Source organism: Rhodoferax sp. BAB1 (genome assembly GCF_013334205.1).
In the GTDB taxonomy this organism is placed as follows: domain Bacteria; phylum Pseudomonadota; class Gammaproteobacteria; order Burkholderiales; family Burkholderiaceae_C; genus Hylemonella.
On record NZ_CP054424.1, the window covers coordinates 91,378 to 104,626 of the forward strand.

Sequence of the window (13,249 nt, forward strand, 5' to 3'; positions counted from 1 at the left end):
CTGACTGTGGTGAAATAATCCGCAGATTAAATAAATAAAGCAAGGTTGGGCGGCATGGAAGCGCAAGCTGTATACCGGAAATCCGACAAGGGGGCAGAAGCCATCGCCACCCGCGGCCATGGCGTGGGCGGCAAGCTGCGCATGCTGCTGATCCTGGTCGACGGCAAGAAGAACGCTGAAGAACTGGTCCGTCTGGCCGCAGGCATGGGCGAGTCGGCCCAGTTGCTGCAAACGCTGGAAGACCAGGGGCTCATCGAAGCGGTCAGCACAGGGGCGGCAGCCCCGGGGTCGGCGACTCCGTCGATGCCGGCGGGGGGCGATCTGGGCAAGCTCAAGTCCCTGGCGACCCGTCTGCTGATCGAACAGCTGGGCCCCTTGGCCGATGAACTGGCCATGAGGCTGGAAGCCAGCAAGGACCTGCCCCAGTTCGTCGAAGCCGTGAAGCGCGCCTATGCCGTGGTGCGCGACGTCAAGGGCCAGGCAACTGCCGATCGCTTCGGCGCGGAGATCGAAGCCCAGATGCCGTCGGCCTGAGCCTAGGCACCCAGCCAGGCGCTGACCCGCTCCTTGGCCTGTACCGACAGGCGCCAGGTGCTGACATGGCGTGGCAGGTTCAGGGTCAAGCCCAGCAGGCGCTTGTCGCGTGCCACCAGGGCCTGGACCCGGCCTTGTCCGCCGGCATACAGCAGCAGATCGTCCAGCTTGTTCAGCCGCCAACTGCTGCGTGACCTGCCACTGCCGACCTCCAGGCCCAGCCATTCGTCACCGGCCGCAAAACCCGCCTGTTCGGCGGCCCCGCCACGCAGCACGGTCTTGATCTGGACCGCTCCCCCCGACTCGCTGACACGCAAGCCCAGACGCTGCGCCAGCTGGGCCGGCTCTTCGTGGATGGCCACGCCGTGCTGTTCCAGGAGTTCACGCAGCGGCAGCTCGGCCGTGCCGTGCACCCACTGCCTGAACTCGCGCGACCAGGAGCGCCCGCTGAGTTCCTGCAGCACGGCCAGCAGATCGCTCTCGGCCATGGGGCCCGCCTTGCAGCGCTGCCACAGCGCGCGCATCACGTCGTCCAGGGAGCCCTGACCCCCGGTGCGCAGCGTCAGGTCCAGGCACAGGGCCACCAGCGCGCCCTTGCCGTAGTAGCTCACCGTGGCATTGGGTGTGTTTTCATCAACGCGGTAGTACTTGACCCAGGCATCGAAGCTGGCCTGCGCCACCGACTGGACCAGTCGCCCCGGCGTCTGCTGCAGCTGGTTGACGCTCTTGTTGAGCAGGCGCAGGTAAGCCGCATCGTCGAGCAGGCCGGCGCGGCGCAGCAGCAGGTCGTCGTAGTAGCTGGTGAAACCTTCGAAGAACCAGAGCAACTCGGTGTAGTTCTCTTGAGAATAGTCGTAGCGGGCAAACTCGGCCGGACGCAGGCGCTTGACGTTCCAGCTGTGGAAATACTCGTGGCTGATCAGGCCCAGCAGCGTGGTGTAACCCTCGCCCGGCTTGCTGTCGGTGCGCGGCAGGTCGCGGCGCGCGCAGATCAGCGCGGTGGAGTTGCGATGTTCCAGGCCGCCGTAGCCGTCGTCGGTGGCGTTGAGCATGAAGAGGTAGCTGGCAAAGGGCGGCTTGCCGCTGCGGCCGGTGGCCTGGCCACCCGCGTGCCAGAAGCGGATGGCGGTCTCGCAGATGCGCTGGGTATCGGCCAGCAGGCGCGTGCCGTCGAAGCTGGGCGGGGCACCGGCCAAGACGAAACGATGGCTCACGCCGCCGGCTTTGAAGTCACCGCTCCAGAAAGCGCCGAGTTCGAAGGGGCAGTCGACCAGTTCGTCGTAGTTGGCGGCGCGGTAGTGGCCCAATCCGCGCTTGTCGGTCTTGACGGCTGGCAGGCCAGTCGCCACCGACCAGTTGGCAGGGGCGGCGCCCGCCAGCAGGCTGAGCCCATGGGGCGTGTCTTCCTGGCCTTCGACGCGCAGGCACAGGCTGGTGCTGTTGAAAAAACCGCGCGTGGCATCGAGCCAGGCCGCACGCACCGAATTGTCAAAGGCGTAGACCTCGTAGCTCAGTTCCAGCGGCTGCTGCGGGTCGCAGTCGATCTGCCAGCTGCATTTGTCGAACTGGACCGCGGCCAGGGCGCGCCGGCCTTGCCGTGCTTTCAGTTGCTGCAGGTTCTTGGCAAATTCGCGCACCAGGTAGCTGCCCGGTATCCAGACCGGCAATGCGACGCGCTGTTGTGCCTGGGGATGGGCGATCGTGAGAGTGACGCGGTACAGGTGGGCGTGCAGGTCGGCCGCCTGGACCTGGTAGTGCACGGGGGCAGGGGGCGTGCGGCCGGAGGTGCGGGGCATGGGGCTGTCGGTTGGATGGAATCAGCGGGTGACGCTGGCGAGCTGTTTTTCGATCTGCTGCGTGCTCAGGGCACCCGGCACGCGCGAGCCGTCGGCAAAGATCAGCGTCGGTGTGCCGGTGATCTTGTGCTTGCGCCCCAGCGTGAGGTTGCGGGTGAGGGCCGTGGTGTCGCAGCTGGCCACCGTGGGGATCTGGTCGTTGAACATCCAGTCCTGCCAGCTCTTGTTCTTGTCCTTGGCGCACCAGATGTTCTTGGATTTCTCGGCCGAATCCGGGCTCAGGATGGGGTAGAGGAAGGTGTGGATCGTGACGTTGTCGATCTTGGCCAGGTCGCGCTCGAAACGCTTGCAGTAACCGCAGTTGGGGTCGGCGAACACGGCCACTTTGCGTTTGCCGGTGCCGCGCACCACGGTGAAGGCGTCCTTCAGGGGCAGGTCCTTGAACTCGATGGCGGTCAGCTGCTCGACACGTTCCTCGGTCAGGTTACGGCGCTGGCGAACGTCGATCAGGCTGCCCTGGATCAGGTAATTGCCTTCGGCATCGGTGTAGTAGATGTCGTTCTCGTTGACGCGGATCTCGTAGATGCCGGGCAGCGGCGTCTTGCTGACCTCGTCAATTTTGGGCAGCTGCGGCAGGCGTTCGCCCAGGTTCTTGCGGATCGTGGCTTCCTGGGCGTGGACGCCGAGGGTCAGCAGGGCCAGCAGGCCCGCCAGCAGGTGTTTGGACAGATTCATCATCACATCGACTTTCAAAAATTCATGGCGCGGCGCGCCAGCCAGTTCTTCAGCAGCCCGCTGCGTTCCACGCCTTGCAGGCCCCAGTTGCGCAACGCGCTCCAGGCTTCGCCTTCGCGTGCAAACAGCAGTTGCAAGCCGTCCATGCCGGCATCCAGGGCCAGCATGCCGGCCTTGCGGGCGCGCTCGTAACGACGCAAGAGTTTGGCGTCATCCACGCCGCGCCAGTACTCGCGCCCGTGCAGCACACGCGTGAGTTCCGCCACATCGGCCAGGCCCAGGTTGAGTCCCTGGCCGGCCAGCGGGTGCACGTTGTGCGCCGCATCGCCGGCCAGCACCCAGGCGCCACCGCTGGTGCGGCCGGTCCACTGTCGCGCCTGCGCTTTCTGCAGCGGCCAGGTCCGGCGTTCGCTGATCAGCGTGAGCGCTCCTAGTGTGTGGGCACTTGCTTCTTCCAGTTCGCGGCAGAATGCGGCCGGCTCCAGTTGCTGCAGACGCAATGCCTGCTCAGGTGAGACAGACCAGACGATGGCCACGGAGTTCCCCTGGGCGCCCCCCAGGGGCAAAAAAGCCAGGATCCCATCCTGCGCAAACCACTGGCGGGCCACCTGGCCATGGGTTTTCTCGCACTGGATGCGGGTGGCCAGGGCGTGCTGCGGGTAGGGGGTGACCTCGAAGTCCACGCCGAACTCGGCCCGCGTGCTGCTGGCCCGGCCTTCGCAGACCACGGTCAGCCGGGCCGGTGCCGGGGCGTCCAGCACCTCGATCTGGGGCTGATAGCGCACGGCATCGGCCAATTGGCGTTCCAGCACCGGCACGTCGACGATCCAGCTCAGGGCCGGGCTGCCGAGTTCACCGGCATCGAAATGCAGCTCGCTGCCGCGGTCGCCCCAGACCTGCATGTGCTGGACCGGGGTGGCCGCGGCCTCGTCCGCCGGCCAGCAGCGCACGCTCTCCAGCATGTCGCGCGAGGCCCGGTTCAGGGCGTAGGCGCGCACGTCGGCGGCCGGCGGAGCGCCCGCGGGCAGGGGCTGTTCCACCAGGCCGACACGCAGGCGTTCGCGCGCCAGCAGCAGGGCCAGGGTGCGGCCGACAATACCGCTGCCGCGTATGCAGATGTCCAGGGCTTGGGGCATGGGGGGATTGTAGAAGGCAGGGCAGAATTGACCTTGTTCCCAGTCAACCGAGGAAATCGATCCGTGAGTGCCCTCCCGACCACGCCTGCCGACGTGCAGGCCCGCATCGCCCGTCTTTTTGTCTACCCCGTCAAATCCTGCGCGGGCATCGAGCTGTCCGAGGCCCTGCTGACCGAGACCGGCCTGGACCTGGACCGCGCCTGGATGGTGGTGGACAGCGAGGGCGAGTTCCTGAGCCAGCGCGAGGCGCCACGCATGGCGCTGATCCAGCCGGCCTTCAAGCGCGGCGGCACCGAGCTGCAGCTGCGCGCGCCCGGCATGCTGGCCCTGCACCTGCGGGTGGACGCCGTCGAGGCGCCGACCCGTGTGCGCGTCTGGGACGACGAGGTCCCCGCCTACGACATGGGCGACATCGCGGCCCAGTGGTTCACCGATTTCCTGGGGCTGAACGAACAGGGCTTGCCGCGTACCGATGCGCCCAAGTACCGGCTGGTGCGCTTCGATCCCGAGCATCGTCGCCTGTCCGACCGGAAGTGGACGGGTGATGCCGAGGCGCTCAACCAGTTCAGCGACGGCTACCCGGTGCTGGTGCTGGGCCAGCCTGCGCTCGAAGGACTCAACGAGCGTCTGCAGGCTCGTGGACATGCGCCCGTGGACATCCGGCGCTTCCGGCCCAACATCGTGCTTGAGGGTCTGGAGGCCCACGACGAAGACCGCGTGGGTCCGCTGCAGATCGCCACGGCCGAAGGGGAGGCTGTGCTCACGCCGGTCAAACCCTGCCCGCGCTGCCCCATTCCCAACATCAACCCCGACACGGCCCAGAGCAGTCCCGAGGTGAACGACACCCTGCAGACCTACCGCCAGGACGCGCGCGTCAAAGGCGCCCTGACCTTCGGCATGAACAGCATCGTCATGGCGGGTGTGGACCATGTGCTGCGCGTCGGGCAGCCGGTCCGCGCCAGCTACCGCTTCGACTGAAGCGGCGTGTCCGGCGCAGGCCGGCGCCGCCTGAGGGCTTCGGACAGGTGCGCGTGGAACATGGCCGCTGCCGGCCGCAGGGTGGCCCCCTGGCGCGTGAGCAGGCCCAGGCTGCGTGAGATGGTGGGGTTCTTCAGTGGCAGCCCGACCACGGCACTGTGCTGGGCGGGCAAGGCCATGCGGGGTACGGCGGCCAGTCCCAGGCCGGCCTCCACCATGCCCAGCAGCGTGCCGATGTGGCTGACCTCGAAGGCGAAATCGGGCTGGATGCCGGCCTTGGTGAGGACGTCGTCCAGCAACTGCCGGTTTCCGCTGCTGCGGGCCACCGAGATCAGCCGTTCGTTGGCGATGGTCGACCAGCTGACCGATTTGCGGGCCGTCAAGGGATGGTCGCGCCGCATGGCGATGACAAAGGGGTCGTCGTGGATGTCCTCGAATTTGATTTCAGGCATCAAGGAACTCATGAAGCCGATGCCGAAGTCGGACTCGCCGGACAGCACGCTTTGCAAGGTCTGGTTCATGGACTCGTCGATGACCCGGATGCGGATGGCCGGGTATTGGCGTGAAAAGCTGCTGATGACCTGGGGCAGGAAGTACAGCGCGGCCGAGGGCACGCAGGCCACGGTAACGCGTCCGCTGCGGGTGGCGGCGATGTCGGCAATGCCCAGCATCGCCGCTTCCAGATCATCGACGGCGGACCGGGCGCGCTCCAGGAAGATGCGCCCCAGGCTGGTGAGCTCGACCTCGCGGGTCGTGCGGTTGAACAGCCTCGTGCCCAGGATGGATTCCAGCTTCTCGATGCGCCGGCTCAGGGCCGGCGGTGACAGGTGGATGTGTTCGGCGGCCGCCCTGAAACTGCCGCGTTCGGCCACCGCGATGAAGGCCTGCAGCTGATGCAGATCGAAATTGATGTGTTGCATGCATCAATCATATTAAAAGTTGCACTTCAAAAAAACCGGGATTTCTTGCACCATGCGTGGCATCGATCACCAGATCCTGACATGGAGTGCGCCGCATGCCGAACCGAAAGATCCCTTGTGTCCTGATGCGCGCAGGCACGTCCCGGGGACCGTTTTTCCTGCGCGAGTGGCTGCCGCTGGACGAGCAGGAGCGCGACCAGGCCCTGATCGGCGCCATCGGCGCGTCCGATCCCCTGCAGCTGGACGGCCTGGGGGGCAACAGCACACTCAACAGCAAGGTGGCCATCGTGTCGCGTTCGACGCGGCCCGGTTGCGACCTGGACTATCTGTTTGCCCAGGTCGGGGTCGGCCACCAGTCGGTGGACACCCGGCCCAATTGCGGCAACATGCTGGCCGGGGTGGCGCCCTTCGCCATTGAGCAGGGCCTGGTGCCGGCGCAGGAGGGCAGCACCACGGTGCGCATCCACAACGTCAACACGGGCGCGACCATCGAGTCGACCGTGTGCACACCGGGCCGCCAGGTCACCTACGAAGGTGAGGCCAGGATCGACGGTGTGGCGGGTACGGCGGCGCCCATCCTGCTGAATTTCCTGGACGCCTGGGGTGCCGTCACGGGCCAGGTCTTCCCCACGGGCCGGCGCATCGACGTGGTGGATGGTCTGGAGGTGACCTGCATCGATGCGGCCATGCCGCTGATGATCCTGCGCGCGAGTGACCTGGGGGTGGGCGGCAGGGAGCGCCCGGCGGAACTGGACGCCAACACCGCCCTGCTCGAACGCATCGAGAAGCTGCGCATCCTGATGGGTGCCCGCATGGGCTTGGGTGATGTCACCCACAGCGTGATCCCCAAGCCCGTGCTGGTGAGCCCGGGTGACCATCCGGACAGCATCGTCTCGCGTTATTTCACGCCCCACAAGTGCCATGCCTCGCATGCGGTGACCGGGGCCATCGGTGTCAGCACAGCCTTTGCGCTGCCCGGCACGGTGGCCAGCGGCGTGGCCCGCGCGCCGGGGCGGCATCGGCTGTCGGTCGTACATCCCCAGGGCCAGATCGACGTGGAGGTCGAGGTGGCGGCCCAGGGCGAGGAGGTTGCCGTGGTCCGGGCGGCATTGGTGCGCACGGCCCGCAAGATCATGCAGGGCGAATTGCACCTGCCGGACTATGTCTTCCCGGCCAGGACGGCGCAAGAGGTGGACACGGAGCGATCTGCCGAGCACTTCCCCCAGGAGGAGGTGAGGATCATCGTGCCGACCAGCGCGGGCGGTGGCAACGACACGATGGCGCGCATCCTGACGCGAAAACTCGGGCCTGGCCTGGGGCATGTCGTGAGCGTGGAGAACCGCACGGGCGCCAACGGCAGTGTGGCCGCCGAGTACGTGGCAGCCTCGCGGCCCGACGGGCACACACTGATGTTCGGCTACATCGCGACCCATGGCATCAATCCGGTCCTGCAGACCTTGCGGTATGACCCGATCAGGGACTTTGCGCCGGTGGGCCTGGTCGGGTATTCGCCGACGGTGCTGGTCGTCAACACGGAATTGCCGGTGCGGGATGTGTCGTCCTTCATCCGCCTGTTGCAAAGCTCCCCGGCGGGGCGCCTGCACTATGCCGCGGCGGGCGAGGGGACCATCCCGCACCTGGCCGCCGAGATGTTCCTGCGCACCCTGGGTGTGCAGGGGCAACAGGGCTTCCAGCATGCGGGTGCGGCGCCGGCCATCAGCGCCACGGTGCGGGGCCAGTCGCACTGGATGTTCCCCAGCCTGTTCAGCGCCCTGCCCTATCTGAAGAGCGGCAAGCTCAGGCCGCTGGCCGTCGCCAGCGCCACGCGCCTGAGCGCCTGGCCCGGGGTGCCCACCCTCGCGGAATCGGGCATCCCGGATCTGGACCTGACGCAGTGGTATGCGCTGTTCGCACCCGCCGGGACGCCCGAGCCCATCGTGAGGAAGCTCAACCAGGTTCTCAACCAGGTGCTGGAAGACCCGGAGGTGCGCGCGCGCATGGAGCAGGATGGTGCCCAGGTTCAGACCAGCACGCCGGAACAGTTGCTGCGGCATGTCAGGACCGAACTGGAGCGCTGGCAGGGGCTGGTCCGGACCACGGGCCTGTTGCAGGCGCAGGCTTTGGAGTTGGCCCAGGAGCTTTGAGGCGGCGTCCGCGGGTGCCCGGCGCTGTCAAAAGCCCGGGATTCCGCGCTCAGTACAATTGGCACCAGTTTCCCCCAGGCCAAACGAGGACAGAGCGTTGCGGGACCAGGGCCCTGGCGCCCCGGTTTCCTGAACTGTCCGGCCGGTGCTGTTCGCCCGGCACCTCCACCACACCCACATGGGTCAGTTGGTGCGCAGGGGGGTGATTTCAAAGGAAACCCATGTCTCTCAAGTGCGGCATCGTCGGCCTGCCCAATGTCGGCAAATCCACCCTCTTCAACGCCCTGACCAAGGCGGGCATCGCGGCGGAGAACTACCCCTTCTGCACCATCGAGCCCAATGTGGGTGTGGTGGAGGTGCCCGATCCGCGCCTGGCGCAGCTCTCGGAGATCGTCAAACCCGAGCGTGTGGTGCCGGCCATCGTCGAGTTCGTCGACATCGCGGGCCTGGTGGCTGGCGCCAGTACGGGCGAGGGCCTGGGCAACAAGTTCCTGGCGCACATCCGCGAGACCGACGCCATCGTCAACGTGGTGCGCTGTTTTGCCGACGACAACGTGATCCACGTATCGGGCAAGGTGGACCCTATCTCCGACATCGAGGTGATCCAGACCGAACTCTGCCTGGCCGACCTGGGCGCGGTCGAGAAAGCCCTGCACCGCGTGACCAAGACGGCGCGCTCGGGCGACAAGGAGTCGATCAAGCTGGTGGCCATCCTGGAGAAATGCCAGGCCGCGCTCAACGAAGGCAAGCCGGTGCGCACGATCGAGTTCAGCAAGGAAGAGCAGCCCCTGCTCAAGCAGTTCTTCTTCATCACGGCCAAGCCCGCCATGTTCGTGGGCAACGTCAGCGAGGACGGTTTCGAGAACAACCCCTACCTGGACCGCCTGAAGGAATACGCCGCCACGCAGAATGCACCGGTGGTGGCCATCTGCGCCAAGATCGAGGCCGAGCTGTCCGAGATGGACGATGCCGACCGCCTGGACTTCCTCAAGGAACTGGGCCAGGAGGAGCCGGGCCTGAACCGCCTGATCCGTGCGGCCTACAAGCTGCTGGGCCTGCAGACCTACTTCACTGCTGGCGTCAAGGAAGTGCGCGCCTGGACCATCCATGTGGGCGACACCGGGCCGCAGGCCGCGGGCGTGATCCACACCGATTTCGAGAAGGGCTACATCCGTGCCCAGACCATCGCCTTCGAGGACTTCATCGCCTGCAAGGGCGAGCAGGGCGCCAAGGATGCCGGCAAGATGCGCGCCGAGGGCAAGGAATACGTCGTCAAGGATGGCGACGTGATGAACTTCCTTTTCAGCTCTTAAACCGGCGCTTCAGCGGGCCGGCCATTCCAGCCGGAACACCGAGCCCTGGCCCGGGGTGCTGCGCAGCGTGAGCCGGGCCCCGCACTGCTGCGCGATCTCCCGCACGATGGCCAGGCCCAGGCCGCTGCCGCGCACGGAAGGCGGCGCCCCCCGGTAGAAACGTTCAAACACGTGGGCCTGGTGCTCGGGGGCGATGCCGGGGCCGCTGTCTTCCACCTCCACCCAGCATGAGCCTACGCGCACGGTGATGCGCGTGCCGGCCGGGCTGTGATGCAGGGCGTTATCGATCAGGTTGCCCAGCGCATCGTGCAGCAGGGCGGCCGTGCCGGGGACCTCGCAGCTGTCCAGACCGGCTTCAAAACCCAGGTCGTCACCGCGCTGCACGGCGCGCGGCAGGTATTCGTGGATCACCTGCCGCGCCAGTGTCACCAGGTCCACGTTCGCCATGGACTGGGCCTGCATTTCGCTGGCGTGTTCCGCGCGTGTCATGGCCAGCAACTGCTCCGTCAGGTGCACGGCGTCGTCGGTCGTCTGACGGGCCGCCGCCACCGCGGCCGGATCGCGGTCTGCCAAAGCCAGCTGGGTCTTGAGCACGGTCAGCGGCGTGCGCAGCTGGTGGGCGGCATTGTCCAGAAAACGTTTGCGCAGGTCGATCAGGCGGCCCAGGCGTGCCAGGTAGCTGTTGAGCGTTTCCACCAGCGGGCGCAGTTCGCGCGGCAGGCCCGGGGGGTCGATGGGCGAGAGGTCGTCATCCCCGCGTTCGGCCAGGCGCTGGCGGAAATGTTCCAGGGGCCGGATGCCGCGCTGCACCCCCACGATCACCAGCAGCGCCGCGGCCAGCAGCAGCAGGCCCTGGCTGGTGAGGGTCTCGCGCAATTGCTGCTGCACCATCTGCTGGCGCGTCTCCAGGGTTTCCGCCACGCTGATCTTGAGGATGTGGGTCTGGTCCTGCTCGTCTTCCAGCACGTGGGTGAGGTGGGCCAGCCGCACCGGGCGCCCGCGGAACTGCCCGTCCTCGAACTGCACCAGGGCGTAATACCGGACGCTGGCCGCGGGGTCGGGGGTGGGCGCGGGCAGGGCCGGTTCCCCCGCCAGTTGCCGGCCGCTGGCATCGCTGATGCGGTAGTAGAGGCGCGAGCCGGTGTGGTTCTCCAGCAGGTAACCGGCCGCGCGCAGCACGTTGACCTGCAGCGCGCCCTGGCGCCAGACCAGTTCTTCGGCCAGGGCCCGGCTGGCCAGGTACAGGGCCCGGTCATAGGCCTCGTTGCTGGCCTCGACAGCGTTGCCATAGGCCACCCAGGCGTTGATGGCGATGAGCCCGGCCAGTGGCGGCAGGATCCAGCCCAGCAGGCGGGTGCGCAAGGAGGCCGCGGCACGTGCCATCTTCAGGGCCCCGGCTCGGCGGGCGGCATCAGCATGTAGCCCAGGCCGCGGATGGTGTGGACGGCGGGCAGGCCGGCCTGTGCCGGTGGGACGGGCGCGGACTCCAGCTTTTTGCGCAGGCGGTGGATCAGCACCTCGACCGCTTCCAGTTCCACGGCCTCCCCGGCAAAAACGGCGCGGTGCAATTCATCCTTGCTCACGGTCTGCCGGGCTTGCTCCAGCAGCACCCGCAGCGCAGCCGCTTCCCGCGGGGTCAGGGCCAGGGGCTGGTCAAACACGCTGACCTGGCCGGTATCGCGGTCCATCTCCAGCGGGCCCAGGCGCAGTCGGGTGTTCCTGCTGCGGCCGGGCCGGCGCAGCAGGGCCTGCAGCCGGGCTTCGAGCTCGCTCAGGTCGAAGGGTTTGGGCAGGTAGTCGTCGGCGCCCAGGTTCAGGCCCAGCACGCGGTCGGGCACGCTGGCCCGGGCGGTGAGCACCAGCACCGGCACCGTGTCGCCACGCTCACGCAGGCGCTGCAGCACGGACAGGCCATCGAGGCCGGGCAGTTGCAGGTCCAGCAGCACGGCGTCGATGCCATGGCCTGCTGCCAGCTGGTCCAGGGCCTCGTGCCCGTCGCGCGCAAAGCTCACGGCCAAACCCGCCTGGCGCAGGGCGGTGCCCAGCCAGAGGGCCAGGTCAGGCGTGTCTTCGACCAGCAGGATGTGGGGTGTGGAGCCGGGCAACACGCATTCCTCGATTGGGTACAGGCCTAGGGTTTCCACCGAGCCGGATTGACAGCTGTTTGAAAGCCTGGCGCCGCAGCGGGGGCCAGAATGCCTCTGGTCAGGCCTAGGCGCCTGCGATTTTCATTCTTACACAGGAGATGGCGATGCAAATCAACAAGCGTGAGTTTCTGGGCCTGGGCGCCGCCCTGGTGTTGCCGGCCTGGGCACAGGGCAAGCCCCTGTTCGAGACCCTGAACATGTTCGTGCCGGCCGCGCCCGGCGGCGGCTGGGATGGCACAGCGCGCGCCATCGAACGCGCGGCCAAGGCTGCCGGCCTGGTGGGCAATATGGCCTTCGAGAACGTGGGCGGCGCCGGGGGCATGGTGGGCCTGCCCCGCTACGTGAACCAGCGCAAGGGCATGGGCAACAGCCTGATGGTGGGCGGCTCGGTGATGGTGGGCGCGGCGATTGCGAACAAGAGCCCGGTGACCATGCGCAACGTGACACCGATTGCGCGCCTGACCGAGGAGGCCGGTGTGGTGGCCGTGCCGGCCGGCGGCAAGATCAAGACCTGGAAGGACCTGGAAGCGGCGATCAAGGCCAATCCCAAGGCGGTGTCCGTGGCCGGCGGCAGCGCCGGCGGCACCGACCACGTGCTGCTCGGGCTGATCATCAAGGCGCTGGGGCGCAACCCGCGCGACGCGGCCTACGTGGCCTTCGCCGGCGGTGGCCCGGCCAATGCGGCGCTGCTGGGTGGGCAGGTGGTGGCGGGGATTTCCGGTTATTCGGAGTTCGAGGAGCAGATCAAGGCGGGCCGCCTGCTGCCCCTGGCGGTTTCGGGCAACCGCCGCATCCCCGGCGTGGAGGTACCCACCCTGACCGAACTGGGCGTGCGGGTCACCGCGGCCAACTGGCGCGGGGTGTTCGCGCCCCCGGGCATCAACCCGGCCCAGCGTGATGCCCTGGTGGAATTCATGAGCAGGGTGCATGCCTCCGAGGCCTGGCGCAAGGAACTGGAGACGCGCAAGTGGACCGATGTGTTCCTGGCGGCCCAGGCCTTCGAACGCGAAATCGAGGCGAACATCCGTGACACCGAAGAAGTCATGAAGGACCTGGGGCTGGCATGACGCCCTTGCGCCTGGCCGTCCTGCTGCTGGCTATCGCTGCTGCTGCCATCTGGCAGGTGTCGGTCATTCCCCAATCCCTCATGCAGATGACGGTCGGGCCCGTGCTGGCCCCGGCCGTGGTGGTGGGGGGGCTGGCCGTGCTGGCCCTGCTCTACGGCGTGAGCGCCTGGCGTGGGCGCCAGGTCGACGAGAGCCACGTGCCCGGGCAGGAGCCCCTGCCGGGGAGCCAGCGGCGATTGGCCAGCCTGCTGGGCGGTGGCGTCGCCTTCATGGCGCTGGTGGCGCCGCTGGGCTTCGTGCTGCCGGCCACCCTGTGCGGCATGGGCGTGGCGCGAGCCTTTGATGCCCCGCTGGGCCTGAAGTCGGCGGGGGTTTGCGGCGCCATCGCCACCGTGTTCTGGCTGGTGTTTGCGCAGTTGCTGGGCATCGGCCTGGGGCCGGCGCTGCGCTGGCCTTTCTGATGTCCTGATCTCGCGAGT

12 protein-coding genes are annotated in these 13,249 nt (G+C 67.5%); 6 read left to right on the forward strand and 6 right to left on the reverse strand.

From position 1 onward, the window contains the following. The first annotated feature begins 54 nt into the window (after positions 1 to 54). Positions 55 to 534, forward strand: a complete 480-nt coding sequence (locus HTY51_RS00410) for a hypothetical protein (protein WP_174250879.1) — start codon at positions 55 to 57, stop codon at positions 532 to 534. Positions 535 to 536: 2 nt separating this feature from the next. Here the strand turns inward: HTY51_RS00410 and HTY51_RS00415 are convergent, their stop codons facing one another. The 3 genes from HTY51_RS00415 to HTY51_RS00425 are packed head-to-tail and all read right to left on the reverse strand — an operon-like array spanning position 537 to position 4,201. Then, positions 537 to 2,330, reverse strand: coding sequence for a M61 family metallopeptidase (locus HTY51_RS00415; RefSeq protein WP_174250880.1), 1,794 nt, complete (start codon positions 2,328 to 2,330; stop codon positions 537 to 539). 21 nt (positions 2,331 to 2,351) lie between these two features. Further along, the gene (locus tag HTY51_RS00420) at positions 2,352 to 3,065 is read right to left on the reverse strand and encodes a DsbC family protein (RefSeq protein WP_174254104.1); all 714 of its coding nucleotides are present in this window, start codon (positions 3,063 to 3,065) and stop codon (positions 2,352 to 2,354) included. A 14-nt stretch (positions 3,066 to 3,079) separates the two neighbouring features. Then, complete coding sequence (locus HTY51_RS00425) at positions 3,080 to 4,201, reverse strand: FAD-dependent monooxygenase (protein WP_174250881.1); 1,122 nt, start codon at positions 4,199 to 4,201, stop codon at positions 3,080 to 3,082. Positions 4,202 to 4,264: 63 nt separating this feature from the next. Between HTY51_RS00425 and HTY51_RS00430 the strand changes: the two genes are divergently transcribed. Beyond that, positions 4,265 to 5,179, forward strand: coding sequence for an MOSC domain-containing protein (locus tag HTY51_RS00430; protein WP_174250882.1), 915 nt, complete (start codon positions 4,265 to 4,267; stop codon positions 5,177 to 5,179). Here the strand turns inward: HTY51_RS00430 and HTY51_RS00435 are convergent. After that, the gene (locus tag HTY51_RS00435; RefSeq protein ID WP_174250883.1) at positions 5,164 to 6,099 is read right to left on the reverse strand and encodes a LysR family transcriptional regulator; all 936 of its coding nucleotides are present in this window, start codon (positions 6,097 to 6,099) and stop codon (positions 5,164 to 5,166) included. The genes HTY51_RS00430 and HTY51_RS00435 overlap by 16 nt on opposite strands. Before the next feature lie 95 nt (positions 6,100 to 6,194). On the opposite strand from HTY51_RS00435, the gene HTY51_RS00440 reads away from it, so the two are divergent. Both HTY51_RS00440 and ychF read left to right on the forward strand, forming a co-directional pair. Continuing rightward, positions 6,195 to 8,243 (forward strand): 4-oxalomesaconate tautomerase, encoded by a 2,049-nt coding sequence (locus HTY51_RS00440; protein ID WP_174250884.1) that lies wholly within the window; start codon positions 6,195 to 6,197, stop codon positions 8,241 to 8,243. 221 nt (positions 8,244 to 8,464) lie between these two features. Next, a complete protein-coding gene (gene ychF, locus HTY51_RS00445; protein ID WP_174250885.1) occupies positions 8,465 to 9,556 on the forward strand; it encodes a redox-regulated ATPase YchF in 1,092 nt (363 codons plus the stop codon). Positions 9,557 to 9,565: 9 nt separating this feature from the next. Here the strand turns inward: ychF and HTY51_RS00450 are convergent, their stop codons facing one another. Continuing rightward, positions 9,566 to 10,939 (reverse strand): sensor histidine kinase, encoded by a 1,374-nt coding sequence (locus HTY51_RS00450; protein ID WP_174250886.1) that lies wholly within the window; start codon positions 10,937 to 10,939, stop codon positions 9,566 to 9,568. A 2-nt stretch (positions 10,940 to 10,941) separates the two neighbouring features. Continuing rightward, complete coding sequence (locus tag HTY51_RS00455; RefSeq protein WP_254606938.1) at positions 10,942 to 11,661, reverse strand: response regulator transcription factor; 720 nt, start codon at positions 11,659 to 11,661, stop codon at positions 10,942 to 10,944. 146 nt (positions 11,662 to 11,807) lie between these two features. Here HTY51_RS00455 and HTY51_RS00460 point away from each other — a divergent pair, with 146 nt between their 5' ends. Further along, positions 11,808 to 12,770, forward strand: a complete 963-nt coding sequence (locus HTY51_RS00460; RefSeq protein ID WP_174250887.1) for a tripartite tricarboxylate transporter substrate binding protein — start codon at positions 11,808 to 11,810, stop codon at positions 12,768 to 12,770. Then, the gene (locus HTY51_RS00465) at positions 12,767 to 13,231 is read left to right on the forward strand and encodes a tripartite tricarboxylate transporter TctB family protein (protein ID WP_174250888.1); all 465 of its coding nucleotides are present in this window, start codon (positions 12,767 to 12,769) and stop codon (positions 13,229 to 13,231) included. The genes HTY51_RS00460 and HTY51_RS00465 overlap by 4 nt, the downstream gene beginning before the upstream one ends. Positions 13,232 to 13,249: the final 18 nt, after the last annotated feature.